This window comes from Pseudomonas sp. Os17, assembly GCF_001547895.1.
Classification (GTDB): Bacteria; Pseudomonadota; Gammaproteobacteria; order Pseudomonadales; family Pseudomonadaceae; genus Aquipseudomonas.
The window spans coordinates 3,368,016-3,390,498 of the sequence record NZ_AP014627.1 but is presented as its reverse complement, the minus strand read 5'-3'; the positions used below and the strand labels follow the sequence as shown (position 1 = coordinate 3,390,498).

15 protein-coding genes and 2 pseudogenes are annotated in these 22,483 nt (G+C 57.1%); 8 read left to right on the top strand and 9 right to left on the bottom strand.

The window, feature by feature from the left end; translation table 11 throughout:
* The first annotated feature begins 1,311 nt into the window (after positions 1–1,311).
* On the top strand, positions 1,312–2,769 hold the full coding sequence (locus tag POS17_RS14815) for a toxin-antitoxin system YwqK family antitoxin (protein WP_148654961.1): 1,458 nt from the start codon (positions 1,312–1,314) through the stop codon (positions 2,767–2,769).
* A gap of 93 nt (positions 2,770–2,862) precedes the next feature.
* On the opposite strand, the pseudogene POS17_RS32310 reads toward POS17_RS14815, so the two are convergent.
* A pseudogene (locus POS17_RS32310) lies at positions 2,863–3,069 on the bottom strand (histone-like nucleoid-structuring protein, MvaT/MvaU family); the annotation flags it as partial.
* Positions 3,070–3,782: 713 nt separating this feature from the next.
* On the opposite strand from POS17_RS32310, the gene POS17_RS14805 reads away from it, so the two are divergent.
* Positions 3,783–6,449, top strand: a complete 2,667-nt coding sequence (locus tag POS17_RS14805; RefSeq protein WP_060839262.1) for an ATP-binding domain-containing protein — start codon at positions 3,783–3,785, stop codon at positions 6,447–6,449.
* A 132-nt stretch (positions 6,450–6,581) separates the two neighbouring features.
* Positions 6,582–7,259, top strand: coding sequence for a hypothetical protein (locus POS17_RS14800; protein WP_060839261.1), 678 nt, complete (start codon positions 6,582–6,584; stop codon positions 7,257–7,259).
* Positions 7,260–7,725: 466 nt separating this feature from the next.
* On the opposite strand, the gene POS17_RS32445 is transcribed toward POS17_RS14800, so the two are convergent.
* The 5 genes and pseudogenes from POS17_RS32445 to POS17_RS14780 form a co-directional block, all read right to left on the bottom strand.
* Positions 7,726–9,330 carry an SEC-C metal-binding domain-containing protein gene (locus POS17_RS32445; RefSeq protein WP_269451940.1) on the bottom strand — a complete coding sequence of 535 codons (1,605 nt, stop codon included), beginning with the start codon at positions 9,328–9,330 and terminating at the stop codon, positions 7,726–7,728.
* Between the two features lie 138 nt (positions 9,331–9,468).
* Positions 9,469–9,832, bottom strand: a pseudogene (locus POS17_RS30975) (IS3 family transposase); the annotation flags it as partial.
* 111 nt (positions 9,833–9,943) lie between these two features.
* Positions 9,944–10,456 carry an Imm15 family immunity protein gene (locus tag POS17_RS14790; RefSeq protein ID WP_231979039.1) on the bottom strand — a complete coding sequence of 171 codons (513 nt, stop codon included), beginning with the start codon at positions 10,454–10,456 and terminating at the stop codon, positions 9,944–9,946.
* 118 nt (positions 10,457–10,574) lie between these two features.
* Positions 10,575–11,720, bottom strand: coding sequence for an AAA family ATPase (locus POS17_RS14785; protein WP_060839259.1), 1,146 nt, complete (start codon positions 11,718–11,720; stop codon positions 10,575–10,577).
* 14 nt (positions 11,721–11,734) lie between these two features.
* Positions 11,735–12,595 carry an RNA ligase family protein gene (locus POS17_RS14780; protein WP_060839258.1) on the bottom strand — a complete coding sequence of 287 codons (861 nt, stop codon included), beginning with the start codon at positions 12,593–12,595 and terminating at the stop codon, positions 11,735–11,737.
* Positions 12,596–12,934: 339 nt separating this feature from the next.
* Between POS17_RS14780 and POS17_RS14775 the strand changes: the two genes are divergently transcribed.
* Positions 12,935–13,594: a hypothetical protein gene (locus tag POS17_RS14775; RefSeq protein ID WP_060839257.1), complete on the top strand. Its 660-nt coding sequence runs from the start codon at positions 12,935–12,937 to the stop codon at positions 13,592–13,594.
* Between the two features lie 67 nt (positions 13,595–13,661).
* On the opposite strand, the gene POS17_RS14770 is transcribed toward POS17_RS14775, so the two are convergent.
* Complete coding sequence (locus POS17_RS14770; RefSeq protein WP_060839256.1) at positions 13,662–15,227, bottom strand: carbohydrate porin; 1,566 nt, start codon at positions 15,225–15,227, stop codon at positions 13,662–13,664.
* Between the two features lie 167 nt (positions 15,228–15,394).
* On the opposite strand from POS17_RS14770, the gene POS17_RS14765 reads away from it, so the two are divergent.
* The 4 genes from POS17_RS14765 to POS17_RS14750 are packed head-to-tail and all read left to right on the top strand — an operon-like array spanning position 15,395 to position 19,665.
* The gene (locus POS17_RS14765) at positions 15,395–16,669 is read left to right on the top strand and encodes an ABC transporter substrate-binding protein (RefSeq protein WP_060839255.1); all 1,275 of its coding nucleotides are present in this window, start codon (positions 15,395–15,397) and stop codon (positions 16,667–16,669) included.
* A gap of 21 nt (positions 16,670–16,690) precedes the next feature.
* Positions 16,691–17,653 (top strand): carbohydrate ABC transporter permease, encoded by a 963-nt coding sequence (locus POS17_RS14760; RefSeq protein WP_060839254.1) that lies wholly within the window; start codon positions 16,691–16,693, stop codon positions 17,651–17,653.
* Complete coding sequence (locus tag POS17_RS14755) at positions 17,650–18,492, top strand: carbohydrate ABC transporter permease (protein WP_060839253.1); 843 nt, start codon at positions 17,650–17,652, stop codon at positions 18,490–18,492. Before POS17_RS14760 ends, POS17_RS14755 begins: the two co-directional genes overlap by 4 nt.
* 27 nt (positions 18,493–18,519) lie before the next feature.
* The gene (locus POS17_RS14750; RefSeq protein ID WP_060839252.1) at positions 18,520–19,665 is read left to right on the top strand and encodes an ABC transporter ATP-binding protein; all 1,146 of its coding nucleotides are present in this window, start codon (positions 18,520–18,522) and stop codon (positions 19,663–19,665) included.
* Positions 19,666–19,876: 211 nt separating this feature from the next.
* Here the strand turns inward: POS17_RS14750 and POS17_RS14745 are convergent, their stop codons facing one another.
* Both POS17_RS14745 and POS17_RS14740 read right to left on the bottom strand, forming a co-directional pair.
* The gene (locus tag POS17_RS14745; protein ID WP_060839251.1) at positions 19,877–21,409 is read right to left on the bottom strand and encodes a diguanylate cyclase; all 1,533 of its coding nucleotides are present in this window, start codon (positions 21,407–21,409) and stop codon (positions 19,877–19,879) included.
* 176 nt (positions 21,410–21,585) lie between these two features.
* Entirely contained in the window at positions 21,586–22,335 is a 750-nt protein-coding gene (locus POS17_RS14740) for a hydroxypyruvate isomerase family protein (RefSeq protein WP_060839250.1), read from the bottom strand.
* Positions 22,336–22,483 lie beyond the last annotated feature (148 nt).

Below are 22,483 nucleotides of genomic sequence, written 5' to 3'. Positions count from 1 at the left end.
CAATCGCGCACGGCGCCCAGGCCTAATGAAATGAACCGTCGGGATAGGTAACATGCTTAAAAAGCTTCAAATGCGGCTCAGCTCAATCCGATGCTTCTTGCTCGAAGGGTAACGGTGTCTCGAAGAGACTCGCCGCCTATGCACATGCCGATACGGTCATTCCTCCTGGTCTGCCGTGGTCAGAAAGATTGGTTTGTTGGATTCAAACCTCCCTGTGGTTGAGAAGACACGATCGAGCCTCTTGTACCCTCCGGATGGCGAAAAGAACGGCTGCACACTGGACAAGCTCGATCAGATTAGTCGGCGCCTAGATCTCAGTCCCCTTACCCTGCTCATGCTGACCCTTAGCGAAGATACCGACAGACCTCCGTCAGAGCTGCTGAGTAAGCTAAAGATCGAGATCGCGGAGCTGCAGCAAGATGATGGTCTGCCAGGCTTTCTGATCACTCCAGAAATGCTCTGCCGCAGAAGACCACAGTTCAAGAGAGCTGGCAGCGGTAGGGAACGTAACTCAATGCAAACTGAACTCGCGTTCTTGGAGTGAACGCCCCCATTATTGGTGAGCATGGTCTTGAGCGGGTTGTATACGTCAGCCCCTGGATTGCATGCTTTAGGAGTAATGACCTATGCAGTGTCGTTGTCCAGAACTAGAAGATTGCGTCAGCTATGGCGAGTCTGAACAGGATTTTCGTAGAGGCTTCACATTCCTGGAAGAGCGTTCTCTAGTGCACCTTTACCGTTGCGATCAGTGCCAGACCAGTTGGCAAATCGATGTCGACGGCCGAAGCGATCTCGCTATCAAAGTAGCCGCGCCTGAGCAATGGTCATCCTTCAACGACCTGCCCTTACGGCGAGGTTTTTTCGTCAGGTTTCATGGCGGTGAATGCGATAAGGAATGCATCTGGGCAAGATGCTCTCAACCCGCCCTGCTCGGTATGGCCATCTGTGTCGATCATGCGTATCCGGAGTTCTCTGGGGAATCAGGAGGTCTGTGATATTCCTTCTAGCCTGGAACATCAGCCTAATCAACGAGGCTCGTCGCCCGTTGAGGAACGAAGGGCTTGACTGATCAAGCCCTTCAAGCTTCTCTCCGCCCCTACGCTTCTCGGCAGTGACGGATAGCCTTCTCGATACGCAAGCGTCCAGCATGAGCCAGCTTCGTAACGCCAGCCTCTTTAGCAACGGCATCACCCTGCCTTGCCGGGAAAACGTTGAGCGACGCGGGATGGCACATTGGAATCATCTCGCGCCTTCCCTACAATGTATTCCTTTCAGATCGGCATGGGCCGGTACGGGGATAAGGAGATTCTGGTGTCTATCATTGCTCGCCGCTATTTCGCACTAAGTGCGATCGCCGTCGCCTCTCTCAGCCTTTCCGGTTGCTTCACAGAGGAAATCGACAAACGCCAGACCCAAGAAATCCAAGGGCTGCTTTACAAAATCCATGCGAATGATCCTTTTACAGGGCGCGTAGTTAATTACCCCATGTCGGTTCTGGGGCTTTTCAGCGTGGGCTCCTGCGAGGTCGACTTCAAGAAGGGACTGCCTGATGGTGAGATGCGCTGTTCAGACAATTCTGGTCAATTGTTAGGTGTAGGTCACTTTAAAGCCGGGAAACGAGACGGCGAAGAAGAAAAATTCGATGCTAAAACCGGGAAGAAGACTGCTGAAGGGAATTGGAAACAGGGTCAGCAAGATGGACTGCAGGAGCAGTTCAACCCTGAGAGCGGGGAGCGAATTTTAGAGGTTCACTACGTTTCCGGTCGAAAGGAAGGTAGGGAGCGTGCCTGGGATGGCCAGGGAAATGAGCTCATCGCTGACCTCGAGTGGGAAAACGGCAAGCAAACAGGATTCGACAATCGTGGTACCGATCATCGAACCTACCTAGCCGGTAAATACAATGGCCCCCAGAAGTCGTTCGGTCTCGATGGCAACCGCTTCTACGTCTCCCGTGAAGAGAACTACATGGGCGGCGATCTCCATGGCACTCAGAAGCGTTTTGACGCCCGCGGCAATGTAACGGAGTTGAGCGAATTCGAGCATGGAAAACTGCGTGCCCGCACCGTAGATGAGTACAGTTACGGTGGTCAGCACGTCCACCATGTTAGCCGCTTGGCGATCAAGGAAGACGTAAATGAGTACATCGCCAGCGACCTCAGCAATGACGGCCCAGAGCAATATTGGGACGACGAAGGCCACCTGCTTCGGGAGCTGCAATGGAATAAAGGGCGACTGGTCAGTGCGACTGCGTACACATGGGTCGGCGATAAAGAGGTTGGCAGGTATCAAGGTGTAGCTCGAGGAGGTCAGGCTCATCAAGATGCCGTCGTAAAGCATGGCCAGGAGCGAATTTACGACCGAAATGGTGATCTTGAAGCCGTATTGGTTTGGAACGCTGGTCAGATCGTCAGCACGGTGGTCAACCTGCCAACTGATCGCCGCAGTCAGTACCCAGGGAAGATGGCCTTGATAGATCGCAATTGGGGCTGGGGGAGTCCAGTAGATGAGATACCAGACTTCGAGACACCTAGCCGTTCCGGTGGTGGTGGTTACGCAATTGATCACGTGACCATAGTTGACATCCCCGCGGTTGGTCAGGCCATTCAACCTGCGCAGGTAGTGCCCAGCACTGCTCATGTAGTGGCATCAGCGCCAAGCAATAACACTGATGCATGCGTCCAAAGCAGGGTCGATGCCGTTCATGCCGAAGATCCGGAAGCGCTGATCAGGGCTGACATGCTCGAAGAGTTCGAACAGGACTGCAAATAACTCACTGAGCACTGCACAAGTGACCTAGCAGATCTGCCACCACCTGGGGCATCGTAGCGATGCCCCGCACTATCCGAAGCCCACCGAGCCTGTCTAGGCCACCCAGGACTCGATCTCCTCAGCATTATACTCAGTCTTCCATTGCTTAAGGAGCTTGTGACTTCCTCCTTTAGTCTCGACTACCTCACCGTTATGGGGATTTTTGTAGGTCTTCACGCTGCGAGCCCTTCTCGAAGACTTCTGCGGCGCTTGGGCTGTACGAGTGCGCTGGCCGGCCTGAGGGTCAAGGATTGTAATGATGCCCGAGAAATACTTTGGATCACAGAACTTGGCTAGCTGGTAGTTGCATACGAACTGGGCTCGCCTGGGTAGTTATCCCGGACGAGCAGATCGATATCGACGCCCTTCAATGCTTAGCCTATAAACTGCTCGCTGATGGTGTGAGAGGCCTCTTCACAAACTTTGCCCTTGGCGGTGCCGGTGCGATCTCTGCATCAGCGCAGATCCGCCCAGATATCTACGTCCAACTGCTGCAGCAAATGGAGAGTGGTGATGTCATCTCTGCTCGCGCGACGCTCTATCAAACTGCAGCCTTGGATACAAATGGCGTTCAGCGAACCCAACCCAGTATGCAGGGGTTGATCAAGAGCGAGCTACCTCCACCTATGCTCAGGTGCATATCAACTTCGATTGCGCGTCTCGAATGTCTGCTTGCTGGCTTAGTTGGCTCACCGGCCCTGTAGGCCACGTGACCAACCAGGTGTCATTTGAGGACGTGATGCTTAGCTCTAGAAGCACCACGCGCTCCAGAAGCATGTCGTCGACCGACCGCGAGTATGGTTGGATGCCGGTTCACGTTAAATCGAACTCACTCATGGCAATTCGCTAGCAACTCCCGCTGCCAAGATTTAGGATTTGGATCAGCCGACAGACATTGTCATCTTGAGCCAAGGAAGCTGCTCACTCGCCGCCTTACGCTCAGGCCACGACCGTTCGAAACAGGGAGAGCTTCAATGAGTTCCAGCGATGCCGAGAAAATTGCCAATGACGCGTTAGATTCGTTCCAACAAATTGAACAAATTGCTTCCAAGCAGCTCGCCACCGGAAGTCGCGAAGCCTCGGAGGCTTTGGCCGTCGTCAATACCTTCACTGGCGCGGCGGCCGTCGAGCAGATTGCTTCCATCTCGGATGACGTGACCAAGTCACTGATAAGCCTCGTTCGAGAGCCGGCTGTGTCGCGGATAGTGGTGGAGAATGAGAAAGGCCAGGTTGAGACGTACTACATCTGTCGCACGACTGGAGGATTCATCCTCAATCACGGCAAGCTAGCAGGTTACCGCTCTCCTTTCGGTCGCTTGGCTGCCCACGGCGCAGGTGATGACGTTGATTTAGAGATAGCGGGCAAAAAAGTCAGCTACCGCGTCTTGGATAAACTCGAGTTAAAGCCTCAGAAAAGCGCTGAGCTCTGGGACTCAATCGATAGCATTTGGCAGCAAGAACGCTCAGCACCTCAGACGATCCCCTCTCTTCGCAAGGTAATTCAGCCGGACGACGAAAGCGGTTCTTTTTTTGCAATGCTCGCCGGCAGTTCTGAAACCGAGAAGGTCCGGGAAGGTGTACGTCACGAGATCCGAAACGCTATGGCCCTTCGAGACCAAGCGATCCTCGACAAATTCCAGGACGAAATCTTCCGCCTTTCTGTAGACCACCAGCTCATCATCCTTGGCCCACCTGGCACAGGAAAAACAACAACCTTGATCAAACGTCTTGGCCAGAAGCTGGACTGGGAAGCGCTTAGCCAGGAAGAACGCCTTCTGCTGGGCCCACAATCTAAGCGCTCACGCTGGATGATGTTCACGCCGTCAGACCTTTTAAAGCATTACGTCAAAGAGGCCTTCAATCGAGAGAATGTGCCGGCTTCGGATGAGCACATCAAGACCTGGAGTAAGCGCCGACATGAACTGGCAAGGTCGACATTTGGAATCCTGAAGACGGGCAACGGAGGCACATGCATTCTCAAGGAGGATTGCCAATTCGCCCCGGTGGACATCAACGATGATCCGCGCCAGTGGTTTGCTGATTTCAAAGCTCTTCACCAAAGCCGCCTCCTCGCATCTCTGAAGGAAGGCGCAATTTTACTACGAGATTCGGCCCCGAACCTGGTAGATGCGGTGGTGCACAAGCTATTTGCAATGTCAGATGGACTTCGACCAGAAGGATTGCTGAGCGCCTATGCCGACTGGAACCATCTCGAGACGCGGATTGATCCTATGCTTAAAGCTAGCCGCTCAACCACAGATGACCTGATCCAGAAGCAAGGCAACCTTCTTCACAATCGCAACAAGTCTGTATTTGCGGAAATGGCCACTTTCCTCGATGGCCTCGGCCAGAATGATGATGAGGACGAAGACGGTTCCGAATTTGATGATGATAGCGCTGAAGAAGGCTCTCCTACCCCATCACACACGGCAGAGCTCAAAGCATTTAAAGCTTACCGAAAGTTTCTCCAGGCCTATGCGCGTACTCGTTACCGCGATAGCAATTTAGGTAAGGCAAGCCGCGCAGCTCAGCTACGAGACTGGCTCGGGGATCGAGTCCCTTCAGATCAATGGCTTGAAACGCTCGGACGAGAGATGTGCTTTCAGAACGCCTTACGGCGGTTTAGGGACGCCTGGAAACGCTACATCCTTGATGTTCCAGCAAGCTACAGAGCATTCCGCCGCGACAGCGTTACGCTCGATCGCTATAGCTATCAGCGGCCAGAGCACGCTTCCCACATCGATGAGACAGAGCTCGACGCAATTCTTCTCCTCATGCTTCGATCCGCTCGCGAATTGATCCGCCAAGATTTTGTGAAGCGGCATATCGACGAACCTCGCTTCACCGAGTTGGCCAGGATCTCAAGCCAGTTCCTGCAGCAAGTCCTAGTGGACGAAGCCACGGACTTCTCGCTCCTACAGCTTGCTTGCATGGAGAGCCTTACCGATCCGTCCATTGAATCGTTCTTCGCGTGCGGAGACTTCAACCAACGGATCACAGGGAATGGCCTCAAGCACCTCAACCAGCTCGGGTGGATTTCCCCACGCCTCAAGCCACAGCGAATCAACACGGTGTATCGGCAGAGTCGTCTGTTGAACAGCTTTGCCACCAAACTGCTTGACCACATGGATGGAGACACTCAAGCCGTAGGCAGCCTGCCGGAACACTCCTCTCACGAAGGTGTATCGCCTGTGCTAGGCGAGAACCTCCGCGGTGAAGACGTCGTGACCTGGGTCGCCGAGAGGATCTTCGAGATCGAAGATCAGATCCGCTCCAAAAATGAGCCGGTGCCTACGATTGCCGTCCTGGTCGCATCCGAGGCGCAGGTGAAACCCGTCGCCGATGCGCTTACTAAAAAACTGGAGAGCAGGAGTCTGATTGCAGCTCCCTGCGTCGATGGGCAGTCACTGGGTAACCAATCAGATATCCGGGTGTTTGATGTCCAACATATCAAGGGGCTCGAGTTCGAAGCAGTGTTCTTCATCGGGCTGGATGAGCTCGTAGAAGCCAAGCCTACTCTGTTCCAGCGATTCCTGTATGTGGGGGCCACCCGGGCAGCGACTTACCTCGGCATGGTATGTCACAAGAAGCTTCCTCCGGCCCTGGAAGACCTCCGGCCCTACCTGGCCAATAAATGGTGAAGCTTCGGTAGTCAGGCCATTCCCCAAGGAGAGTAATCCCAGCGGCAGTCTGCGTAGCTTCTTCGCCACAGCTGCCGCTGATGTACCTGCTCCAACCACTGTCAGACAATGACTAAAAAGGCATAGACAACCATGAGTAAAGACACTGGGGAAACCATCTCACGCACCCTGCGTCAGGTGTTTGAGTCGGGAGAAAAGTATCCGAAAGGATGGAATTTCGATTGGCTAGAGCCGCATTTTTTTGCCCTAACCAGGGTCGTCCTACCAGGTAAAAAAAACAGTCGCTTGCTCATCGAAATGACGCCCGACCAAGTCGACGCTTTGATTGATCAGGAGCGAGCCGATCAGAAAACGACTGAAACGAACAAGCACGCAGTAGAAAAGAAGCGGAAAAATCAGAAGCTGAAACAGCTCAAGGCTGATCTGAAAGCGCTGCAAGATCAGCTCGAATCGCTTGAGGAAAAATCGGCGGATCAAGAACGTAAGCTGAAGAAAGCCCACCTGGGGCTCGAGAAAGCCACCGAGGAGAATGCTGAGCTTCTGAGTGAGTATTCGGCAATAGCCGAAGCGCTTGAGGAGCAGAGGTCGATGACAGCTGCCGAAAAATCCAAGCACCTCGAGAAGGACAGAAGGATCAGAGAGCTGGAGGAGCTATCGGAGCGCCAGAAGGGCGCCATGATTGCTCACAATGTGAACTCGGGAGACAAGGAAGACCGATCATTTAACACATCGTCGACAGTGCTTGAGCAGTCCATCACCAAGGTCAGCAGTAACAAGCCACTCGATGGATCCTATGCCTCAAGGCAGTAGCTGCTTCGATGGCCTTTTCAACTGTCCACTCGTACCGGCATTTTGCTCATAAAGGTGATACGGATGACGATGATACAAAACGCCGTGAACTCGATTCGGCTTGGGGTAGAGGATTTCAAGACTGCTGCTGAGGATGAGGCTCGTGCCCTCTCCTCCATCCGTAACCTAACAGCGGGCCTGTTACCACCTTTTAAAGTGAAGCTACAGGCCCTTAGCCCACCCGGCTCCAAAGATGCACTGCTCAAAGAGAGAGTGCCCCCCATTGTAGGCCCAGACGGCGAAACTTTGTGGGTCGGAAGCGGAGCCAAAACCGTTGACGTCGCTTCGATAATTTCTCGCCTTTGTTAGATCGAGAAACAGCCTTCGTAGGAGGGCAATTTAGAAGGAATGACAGAGCTCGGGAGTTGAGAAAGACACGCAAGTGAAATCTGCCATAAGGGGCACAAAGTGCCCCAGGGCCTTGGATTCAAGACAAGCAGCATTTCTTGTACTTCTTCCCGCTCCCGCAGAGGCACGGATCGTTGCGACCGGACTTTTCGACTCGCAAGCCCCTCTCCAGGGTTTTGATCACGGCCTCCATCCGGATGGGACTTTTCATGCCTTTGGTCAGCTCATCCAGCGCGGCGGAGCGAACCCACGGTGAATCGTAGGTCATGCCGAACTGAATATCACCCGCCGGGCTTAGCGAGACTCCAAACCACATGTTCGCCCTCTGAACGTACTTACGCTTCTCACAGTGCAACTGCAGGTCGTGGATCGCTGACGAATCGGGATTTGGATTGCAGTGGAACGTGATGCCGGTCTTGCCCTCGTCAACGACCAGCGTGAAATCATGTCGTTTGCCGTCCTTCGCTGCCAGGGCCGTGATGCCGGACAGGCCTTCGTGAATGTTCCGGCACGACCGATCGTTCATAGACAACAGCTCAAAGCCAAGCTCCAGCACACCGACATCAGCACGGCGCTCGATCTGCATGATCAACCGCTCGTAGAGCGTTCCCTGCATGTGCGTCAGGATGCCAGGCGGTATCCGCTTGCCAGGCACCCCTTCTCGCCTGACCGTCATGGCGACATCCAAGTCACCCGCGATGGAGTCATGCAGCGAGATCATGCTGAGATCAGGGTCTAGCCAGAGGTTTTGATGCAGGTGGTAAGCCAGCGCCGTCAATTCGTGGCTCGTCATCACCGATTTGACCGCCTTCGCCCGAAGCCGCACATAACTGAGCAAACGCAGCTGTGTATCAAGCATTTCCGTCAGGACGTCCAGCAGGAAGACGTCCATGACCAAGGGAGGTTGAACGATCTCCGTTGCCTGGTACTTGAGGTACTGGCTGACTTGGAACGCTAGCGCGGGGTAGTGATCAGAGACGACACAGAACGGGTAGACCTCCTTGATCGCCTGGGGTGGAGTAATCTCCCTACCCTTGTCATCGACCAAGCGGCATGTGCCGGAGAGGATGGCGGTGGCGCACTCCCAAGCTTGATCAGACGCCTTTTGGATTGCAGCTGCGAAATCGATCTTGAGTTGGCCGTCGTGGCCCTTACGAGCGGCCAGGGTGAGCTTCTTCGCCTTGGCCTGAACGATGATCATTCGATCGCCGAAGATGACCAAAACGTCTGCCTCTGCGACGACATCTTTTTTAATGAGATTGACGTTTGTGAAGACGTTGTCGGCGCCGAAGACCGCCGCCAATCGTCTGTGAGCAAACTGTTCGACAAATGCGCCCCTATTGTCGGATGCCTGTTGCCGGTAAAGGGGGTCAGCGTTCATCCAAAAGAACGGAGACTCGTAGAGCGCTTCGTAGATCGCGTAATGCATGAAGAGCAGCACTGACCCACGACCTGTAGACAGCAAAGGTGTGGCAGCCACGCTGTTGAAATCACCAAGCTCCTGGAACGCAGCGTTGTCACCAGTGAATGTCAGGGCATCAAACACGGCCTGGACGATGCCAATGTCCAACCCGGTTTTCTGACTGACTTGCTCCGCCGTAAACTCGAAATGAGCCAGAAGGTCATCAGCAACAGGCTTGGCGACCTTTCCACCCTGGTACAGCTTGGAGGCACGCGAGTCCATGCTCGAACACATCGCCCAGGCAACCTACTGTGCCTGCCGGCTCGTAAAGCCCTTATTCTGTTGAAGCCAGTCATCATCGCAGCTGTGTTTTTCCACGAAGAAGTGAATCACCCCGGATTCTCTAGACACCTTACAAACTCATTGCGTAACGTTTTCAAACTTCCCCGGCGACAGCTGATTGTTGAAGCCATGCCGACGTTTTACGTTGTAGAACATCTCGATGTAGTTGCCTCGGCGACTCTTACTGGCAATCAAATCTTCGTCAATCGGAGCTGCTGTATTAGCTGCCTAGGTCGGAATGAATCATCACCTCTTGCTTAGGTTTACGCCTCCAAACCGCCATCGCCACACGATGATGACCACAATCCTCACCGACCTCGCGCAAATCGTCATGGATTTTGCGATAGCCATAAACGCCGCCGCTCTCCAGCCAGGAATGCTTGATCAAACCCAGTAATCGCTGATCGTCTTTAGCGCGTGCAGATTGCGGATCAGACAACCAAGTACGCGGCGGTCTTCAGTGACGCGCTTGAGTTCTGCTCGCAGACGACGCAGTTCAGCGAGTTGATCATCGTCTTGCTGTCGTTCTTCTAGAGGGACGAGTTCTTTGCACTCAAAAAGTCCTGGGAACAGCAAAAACCCTTACAATTTCCTCAGCGCAAACGGCGTCATGAAATCTACTTTCATAAAAATCAAAAGCAGTTTCTACCCCACAGTTGGAAAAATACCTTTTTACTTCCTGCAACTCCCATGACTCAAGACCTCCATCATTTTCTCGTATTTTTTCCAAAAATCCGACTGAGGCCGGCTTTGGATAAATAAATACATTAGGTATGAGAATTCCTTGCTCCTCCAATCCCGCAAAGTCTGTAAAGGTCACGGCAAAAAACACACTTTCACTTCTAGATACTTCTAACAATCTTAAAGTATTCAAAAGAAACACAGCGAGCCCTGTCAGAAAGTTAGAAGCGCCGCTACCGCCCAGCTCATCCTTCAAGAGCTTTAAGCGACTGTATCTTGACACAAGTGGAATTTCTTCAAAGCTTTCATAGCTCTCGAAGAATACATCCATGTCGTTGTACGGTTCTTCGCTGATTATTTTATTGTAGATATCTGTAAGCTTCATTTTTAGGAGGGGCTCCATCCGTACTTGTTAAGTCATTAACTTATTTTCTTTTGCTCTGCTATAGAACTTTGAAAGCTTTTAATGAAGAACGGACTTATATTGGGAACGTAAGTGCCACTCACCCCGCCACCGCCTGATAAACCACCCGATGCGCCTCGGTCGGCAGCGGTACTTCCCACTTGAACAACATGCGGCGGATATCTTCGTTGCGCAGTGAGGTGTCGCGCTTCTGGTTGCGCCGCATGATCTCGTCCTCGGGCCGCTCCAGGTAAAGAATTTCCACCTCGGCGCCGTAGCCGTAGAGCAAGTCCAGGGTGCGGTTGCGCATCTGCGCCGACAGGTGCGTGGAGTTCCACACAAAGGGTTTGTGCTCGCGCAACAAGGCCTTGGCCCGGTCGATGGCGTAATGCGCAGCGGCGCCTTCGTTCTGTCCGTGGCGCAGGCCCAGGGCCTGGCGCGCGTCGTCGAACGACACCACCGGCAGCTCCGGGTAATGTTGCGCGGTCCAGGTGTCCTTGCCGCTGGCCGGCAGGCCCGAGAGCATCACCACCAACGAGCCCTGCGGCGGGTGCAGCGGGTAGTCGGGATGTACCCGGGCGCCACGCAGGTACTGAATGCGTGTGTAGTCGTCGACAAAGGCCCGCGGCCCGTGCAGGCAGCCCTCCTCCCGCGCCAGTTCGCGCCACAGTTCGATGGCGTCCAGTACATCGGCCTTGCCGGCGTAGTCGCGACCCTGCATATCGGCCTCGGCCACGGCACAGAGCATCCACAGCGGCAGTTCCCAGGACAGTTTGTGCAACAGGAACTCAGCGCTGCGGCCGCTGCGATCACCCTGCAGGGCGAAGAACGGCACCTGGTGCACGGCGATGATGCGGCAGATCTGCTCGCGCAACTCGAACGGCACACCGGCGCGCCACAACAGCAGCCGCGCATCCACCGCGCCCCGGCGTGAATGACCGGGCTGACCGATACGCCCGGTATCCGGGTCGATCACCGTGGTGTCGGGCTTGGCGATATCGTGCAACAGGGCAGCGAAGAACAGCACAAAGCGCTGCTCGGCGCTGGCCTGCTGGTAGGCGGATTGCGCCAGCAAGGCTTCGACCACCAGACGGGTATGAATCCACACATCGCCCTCGGCGTGGTAGGTCGGGTCTTGCGGTGTATCGGCCAGGCGCGCCAGGGCGGGGATGGCCGCCAGGCAGGCGGCGGCGTCCATATCGCGCCCCGGCTCGGGGACCAGTTGTTGCAGTTGTCGAATATCCATATCGGGATGCTCCTTCAATAGCCGTGGCGTGGGCCCTGCCAGTCCATGGACAGGCGCGGGGCATAGAGGTCGACGCCGTCGGCCAGTTGATTGGGGATGAAGGGTTGGTTGGCATGGTGCTGGTCGGCATCGATGATGGCCTGGACGAAGTCCTGGCGTACCCACTTGAGTCGGCCGAGGGTCTGCTGCTCGTCCTCGAGCTTCAGATAAAGGCCTTCCATGCGGCTGGATCGGTCGCACTGGCGCCAGGCACGGGCCAGGTCGAGGCCTTCGCGGCGCACCACCTGCTCGAACACCTCGCGCCAGCGCTCGGTCTTGGCCAGCGAATCGCCCACCAGCGCCATCAGCTCGGCATGTCGGCGCGGCGCCGGGCCTTCGTACAGCACCGGCACCGACAGCACCGGCCCTCCTTCGAGCAGGCACCGGCGCGCCGCGGTGGAGAGGAACAGCCCAGTGGCGCGGTCCCACACATCGAACTCGCAGAAATAATGTGGCAAGCGGTCGTAGAACACCGAGTGCTTCTTGTGCAGCCATTCGCCATACAGCACGAAGCGATCTTCCAGGCGCTCCAGCAACCAGTGTTCGTGAGCCACGGCCCACTGCTTGAACAGATTGAACTGGCGCTCGCGCCCACCGCCGGTGAGGTAGTGACCGCGAGATTGCAGGCGCAACTCGCCGCTTGCGCTAAAGCTGATGCCGGCGTTGGCGCCATCGAGTTTTTCTTCCACCACCAGCCACTGCCCGGCTAGAGCGGCATAGCGCACCTGGCCAGTGTCAGTGTCGCCATCTTGCAGGCGCGAGCCTTGCAGATGGGGCGTGCGGGGGTATTTGAGCAGTTCCAGGTTGTGCGCGGTGGCACGAATATCCATGTGCATGGGTTTGTCCTCGAAAACAGAGAAAAACCAACGACAGGATCAGGCAGGCATGGCAATGAAGCGCCGCCGCGCATAGGCACGGGCAGCCATCAGGCAGGATGGACCGTCGTCGGTATCAGGCGTGTTGGCTGGCGTAGGGCACTGGCTTCACCACTTGGAGAAAAGGTTGCAGAGGCTTTAGGGCGCGCATTCAACAGCAGATAGCGGTATCAGGTCAAGTCCCGAAAGGACAAAACCCCCGCGGCCCTGTTTGCGCGCAACACCCGAGCTTTTGTCATGAAAAAAACCGCCTGGTGCTCATAGGGTGCAGCCAGTCATAACCCCGATAAGGAATCGATCATGAAACTTTCAAGCGTGCTGATGGCTGGCGTCATTGGCGTGGCCCTTGCACCTTTGGCCCAGGCCTCGTCCACATCGGACAGCGAAGAAAAAGCCCAGTTACGCAAACTCTTCTGCGAGTCGAAGGGCGGCGCCGATATCACGGCGCTGGGTGAGTTGAACAAGTCCGACGACGTCGGCGCCGTGGTGGTGTGCAAGCTTCCGCCGTCGCCCACCACCGTGGTGGAAAACCAGGCGGCATCGAGCCTTGCCGCCCTGCCATTGACGCCCGTCACGGCAACGCTTGCGCCACCGTCCGGGGTCTACAAGCTCGCCCCGGGCGCCAGCAGCGTCAACACGTCCTGCTCGGCCAACCTGGCCATCGCCAAATGGGCGGGCTTTCCCAGTACCAGCAACGGCAACGCCACCTTGAACTGTCGCGGATACAACGCCGGCGCAGCAGGCGGCACGCTGGGGTGCAAGATCGAATGGACCGGGCCGACCCAGGTCGCCATCGGGGTCACCCCTTACGGCGGCCAGGTGGCGGTGAACTTCAATTGCCAGGCCCTGTACTTCGGCTCCGTCGGCACGGTGATGGATTTCAGCTACGCCGATCCGACTTATCCGCGCATCCGCTACGGCTCGGTCCAGGCCACCAGCAGCATGACCATCACCCAGTAAGGCCGTGCCGGCTCGGCTGAGCTCCGATCCAGCGCCGGCAAGGCATGTTTGCCGGCGCGTTCAACTATCAAAACCAGGTTTCCATCTGTATGCCGTACTGCCATACACCTCCGGCGTTGAAGTCCGACTTGCCGAAGGCGTCCGAGGAGCTGTATCTGTCCAGATCGGACGACCAACTCATGTAGCTTGCGAACACTCGCAATTCGGGACGTGTGAGTAGGTCTCCAACGTCAAGTTTGAAGGTCGGGGCGACCGTGAATTTCCAGAAATTGCCGTCAACCGCATTACGTTGGAGATAGCCCTTGGGATCGAGGCTCATGGTTTGCCAGCTCATTTCGTAGGCCATCTCGAAGTTGCTGTTGATTGTGTTGGCCAAGCGCACGTTCAGGGTCAGCCAGCGGTAGTCGTCGCCCTTGACGTATCTGTCGGTGCTCTGTTCGGCCAGCACGCTGGGCCCGATGCGCCAGTCGGGCGCTATGGGGGTCTCGCCGTAAAGGGCAAGACGCAGCGCCCGGGCCTCGTCGATCAGTTCGCCATCCGAGCCGACGTTCTTGACCTCCGCGCCCAGGCCTTGCCCATAGAGCAGCGCCGTTTTGAGGAAGCCTTCTCTGCCGAAGAAGTTCTTCTGGTGATTGGCCAGCATGCTGTGCAGGCCGGAATCCGCGGGGGTCAAACCGGCTTTATTGGTGCGGGTAGCAAAATCGTTTTTCTTCGCGCCGATGCCATTGAACATCCATTGCCACTGGCCATCCTCGAAGAACTGGTTGGACGTCAGGATGTAGCTCGCCACATCGGCGTTAAGGCCTGCTTGGCTGAAGTCCCCATAGCTACGCCCAATCAAGGAGTAATTCGAGCGCCAGTTCTTGTTCATCTGCACATCGTAGATTCCACCGCCGGTACCGGCCAGGTAGATGACGTCCGAGTCCAGCCAGTGAATATCGAAGTTGTCCCGATCAAATCGCTTGCCGGCCCACAGGGTGGCGTTCTCGAACACGGAATTGCCCTTGAACGCAGCGATATGGTCGAGCGCGGTGAATACCTGGCGCACGTTGAGTTTGCTTTCGTCGGCGGTCCAGTCATTGGAGCTTTCCACACCGTCGGCGATGGAAACGGTGAATTTGGAACGGGTGCCATTCTGCGCATAGATTTCTTTCGACAGGTCTATCCGCATGTAGGTGTCGTCCTCGTTACCGAGTCGCCCCACTGCCCCACCCACCGAGCCGGCCGGCGTCGTATAGGGGCCGCCACGGCCACCGCCCAGCCCCTCGTCGATCAGCAATCCGGAACGGGCATAGCCGTTGAAGCTGAAGCCATTGCTGAGGTTCGAAGTGCTGGCCTGTTTTTCCATGCTTTCCTGGCGGGCTTCGAGTTTGGCCAGTCGGGTGTCCACCACGGGATTGCTTGCCTGGGATGCGGTGGACGCAGCGGGCTGCGAGGCGGAGGTGGCGAGTTTGATCTGCTGCAACTCCCTGGCGAGTGCCTGGGTTTGCTGTTCGGCTGCCGCCGCGCGTTTTTCCGCGGCGCTGGCACGGGCCTCGAACGCGGCCATGCGCTCTTCCAGAGTCGCGGCCTGAGAGGCCGCCGCCGAGGTGCTGAGCACGCCTGCCAGTAGCCATCTTGATGCTTTCTGCATGTGGATTTCCCTGTTTTATTTTTATTGTCGTGTTCCTGCGACAGGCCGCTTTTTTCGCGAGTGGTGAACTGTCCAAACCCACAAAAAAAGATGCCTTATCGAAAATACGCTGTTACATTTGCCGTGTTAACGTTAACTTCTCTAAAAACAAAAATAAAGAGGCCTATATGAAACAGCTGAAATCCCTCCTTCCAGCAGCGTTACTCACCCTCTGTGCCGGCCTTCCATCCGTCTCCAGCGCAGCCGATCTGACGATCTCCTGCGGCGCGGTGGGGGCCGAGTTGCAACTTTGCAAAGAGGCCGTCGAGGCGTGGTCGAAACAGACCGGCAACCACGTCGAGGTGGTTTCCACGCCTAACTCGGCGACCGAGCGGTTGTCGTTCTACCAACAGATCCTCAGTGCACAGTCCACCGACATCGACATCATCCAAATCGACATGGTGTGGCCGGGGATGCTGGCCAAACACCTGCTGGATCTGCGCGAGGTGCTTCCTGCCAACGCGACCCAGGGCTACTTCCAGGCACAGGTCGATAACGCCACGGTCAACGGACGGCTGGTGACGATGCCGTGGTTCGCCGATTCGGGGCTGCTGTATTACCGCAAGGACTTGCTCGAGAAGTACAACAAGCCGGTGCCCCAGACGTGGGAGGAAATGACCGCGACCGCCAGGGATGTTCAACAGGCCGAACGCAGCGCTGGTCATCCCAATCTGTGGGGTTACATATTTCAGGGTCGCGCCTACGAGGGGCTGACCTGCAATGCGCTGGAGTGGATCAGCAGCCAAGCTCAAGGCGGCCTGGTCAATCCACAAGGCGACATCGTCGTTAACAGTCCAGCCTCAAGAGCGGCCCTGAACCTGGCGAAAAGCTGGGTCGGAGACATCTCCCCGCGTGGCGTGCTCAATTACACCGAGGAAGAAGGGCGTGGCGTATTCCAGTCGGGAAATGCGCTGTTCATGCGCAACTGGCCTTACGTCTGGGCCCTGGTGCAGAGCCAGGACAGTGCAGTGAAAGACCAGGTTGGCGTTGCTGCCCTGCCCCGCGGCGGCGAGACCGGTAACCATGCATCCACCCTCGGCGGGTGGGGCCTGGCGGTATCGCGTTACAGCGCCCATCCGCAACTGGCCGCGGAGCTGGTGAGCTACCTGACCAGCGCCCAGCAACAAAAGCACCGCGCCCTGATCGGCGCCTATAACCCGGTTATCGAGTCCCTGTATCAGGACCCCGAGCTGCTCGCGGCCATGCCTTACTACGCCCAGCTGCACAGCATTCTCAACGATGGGGTCATGCGCCCCGCCGCAATAACCGCCGATCGCTATCCACGGGTCTCCAATGCGTTCTTCGACCGAGTGCATGGCGTGCTGGCGGGCGAGTTGCCTGTCGATCAGGCACTGGCCGAACTGGAAAGCGAACTCACGCGCATCAAACGCCAGAACTGGTAAGCCCCAAGGAAGGAAATCACCATGTCTGTCTCTACTGTCCATGCCTCCTGTGACGAGCGCCTGCTCACCCGGGAAACGCCCATGCAGCGTCGCCGAGTACGCGCCGCATGGCTGTTTCTGACGCCCATGCTGCTGTGCCTGGCCCTGGTGGCCGCCTGGCCGCTACTGCGCACATTCTGGTTCAGCCTGACCGACGCCAGCCTCGCGGACACCCGTGGCGGCGCCTTTGTCGGCTTGAGCAATTATCTGTTCCACGACGGTTCCCACTGGTCGGGGATCCTGGTCGATCCACAATGGTGGAACGCCGTGCACAACACGCTGTATTTCACCCTGGTCTCGGTGGGCCTGGAAGTCGTCCTGGGGCTGTTGCTGGCGTTGCTGCTGAACATCCAGTTCACCGGTCGCTCCCTGGTGCGTGCGCTGATTCTGATTCCGTGGGCGATTCCCACCATTGTCTCGGCGAAGATCTGGTCGTGGATGCTCAATGACCAGTTCGGCATCATCAACCACATGATGCTGAGCGTCGGCCTGATTGACGCGCCTCTGGCCTGGACGGCAGACGCGGATCTGTCGATGTGGGCGGTGATCATCGTCGACGTCTGGAAGACCCTGCCCTTTGTCACGCTGCTGATGCTGGCTGCCTTGCAGATGTTGCCGAGCGATTGCTACGAAGCCGCCAGGGTCGATGGCATTCATCCGCTGAAAGTGTTCTGGCGCGTCACGCTGCCGTTGTTGATGCCGGCATTGCTGGTGGCCACGATCTTCCGCCTCCTCGACTCCCTGCGGGTCTTCGACGTCATCTATGTGCTGACCTCGAATTCGTCCAGCACCATGAGCATGTCGGTCTATGCCCGCCAACACCTGGTGGAGTTCCAGGATGTCGGCTATGGCAGCGCAGCCTCGACCCTGCTGTTCCTGGTCGTTGCGCTGATCGCCATGCTTTACCTCTACCTCGGACGCCGTCAAATGGAGGTTCGAGCATGAGCCCGCGCCTCCTCAAGAAAGCCCTGTGGCGCTGTGGATTCTGGTGCCTGATCGGGATTGTGCTGCTGTATGCGGTCTTCCCGTTCTATTACGCCATCGTGACGTCGCTCAAGCCGTCCAGCGCCCTGTTCGACGTCAGCTACTGGATCGGCACTGCCGACTTCTCCAATTACGCGACGGTACTCCACCAAGCCTCATTCCTGCGGGCGATCGGCAACTCGCTGCTGGTCGCACTGTGCGTGGTGACGCTGGCGCTGTTCCTCAGTGTGACGGCCGCCTATGCCTTGGGAAGGGTGAAGTTCCGGGGGCGTGGCACGGTCTTGATGATGGTGCTCGGCGTGTCGATGTTTCCCCAGGTCGCGGTGCTGTCGGGGCTGTTCGAAGTGATCCGCGCTCTGGGCCTGTACAACACCTCTTGGGCGCTGATCCTGAGCTACAGCATTTTCACCCTGCCCTTCACGGTCTGGGTGCTGACCACCTTCATGGGGCAACTGCCTCATGAACTGGAAGAAGCGGCAATCATGGATGGCGCTTCACCCTGGGTCACGCTGACCCGCGTGCTGTTGCCGCTGCTCTGGCCTGCCCTGGTCACCACTGGCTTGTTGGCCTTCATCGCCGCGTGGAACGAGTTCCTGTTTGCCCTGACCTTCACCCTCACCGACACGCAACGCACGGTGCCGGTCGCCATCGCCCTGATTTCCGGCGGGAGTCCCCATGAGCTGCCTTGGGGGCTGTTGATGGCGGCATCGGTGCTGGTCACCGTGCCCCTGGTGATCCTGGTGCTGATCTTCCAGCGCCGAATCGTTTCCGGTCTCACCGCCGGCGCCTTAAAGGGTTGATGCCCAACAACTACAAGGAACAGCATCGTGATCAAACTGAAGCTAGATAAGGTGAATAAACAATTGGGCGGCGCGCGGATTCTTCGCGACGTCAGCCTGGAGATCGCTGCGGGTGAATTCGTGGTGTTCGTTGGCCCTTCGGGCTGCGGAAAGTCGACCCTGCTGCGACTGATCGCAGGACTGGATTCGATCTGCGCCGGCGACCTGTTGATTGATGGACGACGGGTCAATGACCTGGAGCCGCGCGAGCGCGGCGTCGGCATGGTGTTTCAGTCCTATGCGCTGTACCCGCACATGAGCGTCTACGACAACATCGGTTTCGGTCTCAAGCTGGCCAAGACGGATAAAAGCAGCCTGCGCGAGCGGGTGCTGAAAACGGCGCAAATCCTGCAGTTGGACAAACTGCTGCAACGCAAGCCAAAGGAACTCTCCGGAGGGCAGCGTCAGCGTGTGGCCATGGGCAGGGCCATGGCGCGGGAGCCGGACATCTTGTTGTTCGATGAGCCGCTGTCCAACCTGGACGCGTCCTTGCGGGTGCAGATGCGCAACGAAATCGCCCGGCTGCACGCTCGACTCAGCTCGACCATCATCTACGTCACCCACGATCAGGTGGAGGCCATGACCCTGGCCGACAAGATTGTCGTGCTCAATGGCGGTCACGTGGAGCAGGTCGGTTCGCCTCGCGAACTCTACGAACGCCCGGCCAGCCGCTTCGTCGGCGGTTTTCTCGGCTCGCCCAGAATGAACTTTCTGGCGGCGCGCCTGCACGCCCCCGGCGAAACCAGCCGGGTGGAGACCTCGGTGCTGGGCATGACCGCCCTGCCCTTCGACAGCTCGAACCTGACGGCCGGCACGCCCCTGAGCTTGGGGGTTCGCCCGGAGCACATGTCGCTCAAGGCCGCGCAAGGAACCGGCGGCCTTGTCGTGGCCGGGGTCGAGTACCTGGGGAGCGAAACCTACGTGCACCTCGAAACCGATCAGGACGAGCCGCTGGTCTGTCGCTGCGAGGTCAACGCCGGATGGCAGGCAGGTGATCGAGTCGAACTGCAGCTGGAAATCGACAACCTGCATCTGTTCGATGCCGACGGCACGGCCTTGAAGCGGCACCCGCAGGCCATTGAGAACCTGCCGAATGACCGCTCTCGACGCTCTGCCCAAGCACGCGCCCTATGACCTGGCGACCCGATGCCTGTTACCCCGGACCTTGCGCGGCGCACTGAGTGACGGCCTCATCCAGGCTCATCCACCCGGCGATCATATTGCTCCACCGGCAGGCTGATCGCCTTGCGCTGCAGCGACCCTGGTCGTCAAGCCACCCTGCTTTAGGTTGCCGGGGCGCTGCGGCCTCTGGTGCCTGATCCTGGTCGCCCGGGCTGCCGAGCGTCTAGCGGTCGGCCGCCTGGACTTGGTCCCGGCCCATTGCTTTTGCACGGTACATCGCGGTATCGGCACGCCGAATGAAGGCGTCGAACGACTCTGACGCAATCCATGTGGCAACGCCGAAGCTGCAAGTCACCCGGCCACTATCCTCAAATGGCTGGGTGTTTATCAGCGCCCGAAGCTTTTCTGCCAGCAGCCTTGTATGGTTCAGCTCGCTACCCGGGCAGATCAACGCAAACTCCTCTCCGCCTGTTCTGCACAGCAGATCGGTTTGCCGTGTTGCCGAACTTATTCGGGCGCACAAGGCCTGCAGAACCTTATCGCCACATTGATGGCCCCAACGGTCGTTGATGTGCTTGAAGTGATCAACGTCAAACATGATCAGCGACAGCGGGCGGTGTTGCACGTTCGCCTCGACGAGCAGGCGCGCCATCAACTCTTCGAAGTATCGGCGGTTATAGACACCGGTCAGGTGATCGGTGATGTTCAGCACGCGCAGGTCTTGCGTGCGTTCATCCACCAGCGACAGGGCGCGGGCGCGCTGGGTAATCAGCAAGTACACCATCAAGGTCAACAGCAGCGACAACCCTGTTCCGAACACGACAATCAGGCTGATGGACAGGGTGTAGCTGTTGGCGGCGAGAAATGTAGCGCCGGGTCGAAACTGGACCAGGTAATCCTGGTCGGCGACTTTCAGCAGCCGCTGCGCGTACAGCGCCGAAGGGGCTGCGGGAGCCAGGCTCTGATAGATGTCTTCCCCTTGCTGCTGGTTGTCGATCAATGAAAGCGTCACGTTCAATCGTTGCAGGCTGGGTAATGGAATGCCCTGTTCCATCAGGGACGCCAAGCGCACGCTGGAGACAACGAAGCCCTGCAAATCTGCATCGTGCAATGGCACCTCAGGCGGCGTCTTGAACACCGGTGCGACAAAGAAAACCCCCGATTGCCCATTGGTCATTTTCAAGGGTTCCGACACCACGATTTCGCCTGTTTCACGGGCCTTGTTCATCAAGGCCTGGCGACCCGGGCGAGCCAGAATATCCATGCCGGGCAAGACCTTCACGTCATCGCGCTTCAATAAATAGAGCAATATCCAGTGCTCCGGCCGGCTGCTAAGCGGGACTCTGTCACCGCTGACGGGATCAATTTCATGATATGAAAAATCACCGGTGCCGTTGAGCAGCGCCTTGGCACGAAACCCTTGCAGATCCTTCTCGGGAATCCTGGCCACCCAGCTATAGGCTTCGTCCTCGCCAACCAGAGGCGTGACAAATCCCAGAAACTCCTTTTCAGTGACATCGTCGGCGTTGACAAAGAAACGCCGCACCACGTCCAGTTTCAAGACCTGAATATTAAAGCGTCGTTGCAGGCGACTGAATCTTTCGTCGACCTCCAGTTGAAAGGCAACGCTGACGGTACGCTGCTCTGCCCCGACAAACAGGATCAACACCAATAGCGTGATGGCCACCCCAGCCAGGCACACCAGGGCGCAAAGGGTCACGTCCGATGCTTTGAGCACATTCCCACGAGTAGACATTCGTTTGTGTTCCTTGCTCATCGCCAAAAACAGCATGCCGTGACCTGAAGTACTGTCGAAGTATCGGCATGCTTGTCGTGATCTTTATCAATCTGGCGTGAGAGCAAGGGGCTTGTTCTTCGGCTGATGCTGGCCGGTGCGGTCGTTCGCGACGGCCAGCCACCCACCATCAAGTGCTAGGCATTGTGCAACTTGAGCCAACCCAAGCTTGCCGCAGTCGTGCTGGAAGGACGGTATTCACATCCGATCCATCCCGCGTATCCACGGTGTTCCAGGGCGGCAAACAATGGCGCAAAGTCAACCATGCCGGTCCCCGGCTCATGGCGACCTGGGCAGTCTGCAACCTGTACGTGGACCGTTCGCTCATAAAACTGATCCAGAACAGTTGCGGCGTCGCCGGTCAAAAGCTGTGCATGGTACAGATCGAGAATCAGCCCCACACTCGGGAAGGCTTCCAGCACCTGGAGCGCCTTGCCGAAATCCGACAGGTAGTACCCCGGGATTTCCCTTGGGCTTATCACTTCGATCAGAGGCTGCAACCCCTGATCCTGAAAATAGCCGACGGCATATTCCAAGTTGCTCATGAAACGCGGCGCAGCCGAAACCTGTTCAGTAATCCCGGACATGACGTGCACCTTCGAGCAGCCCAAGACCTTTGCATACCTGGCGGCCAAGGCCAGACCCTCACGAAACTCTTCTTCCTTGCCTTGCAACGCAGCCAAGCCCTTGGTGACTCCGGCCGGGGCCGCGAACTGGATCAGGGGCAGGGAATATTGAGTCAAATGTGCGGCCAGTTGACTGGCTTCAAATGCATAGGGTGAAGGAAACTCCACTGCCTTGAATCCGGCCGCCGCTGCCGCTTCGATCCGCTGGAGAAAGGGCAAATCGTTGAACTGGAAGCCGAGATGAGCGTTGAACTTGAGCATTGAGTAAAAATCCGTTTTGAAAGAGGCAAGTCATCGGCCTGGGCGCGAGCCTCGAAAAGGCGACAACACCGTTAGCGCCGGCATATTAGTCAGGCCCATTCATCACGAAAAATATTATGTTGTGATTGTTTTCATCACTGATTGTTAT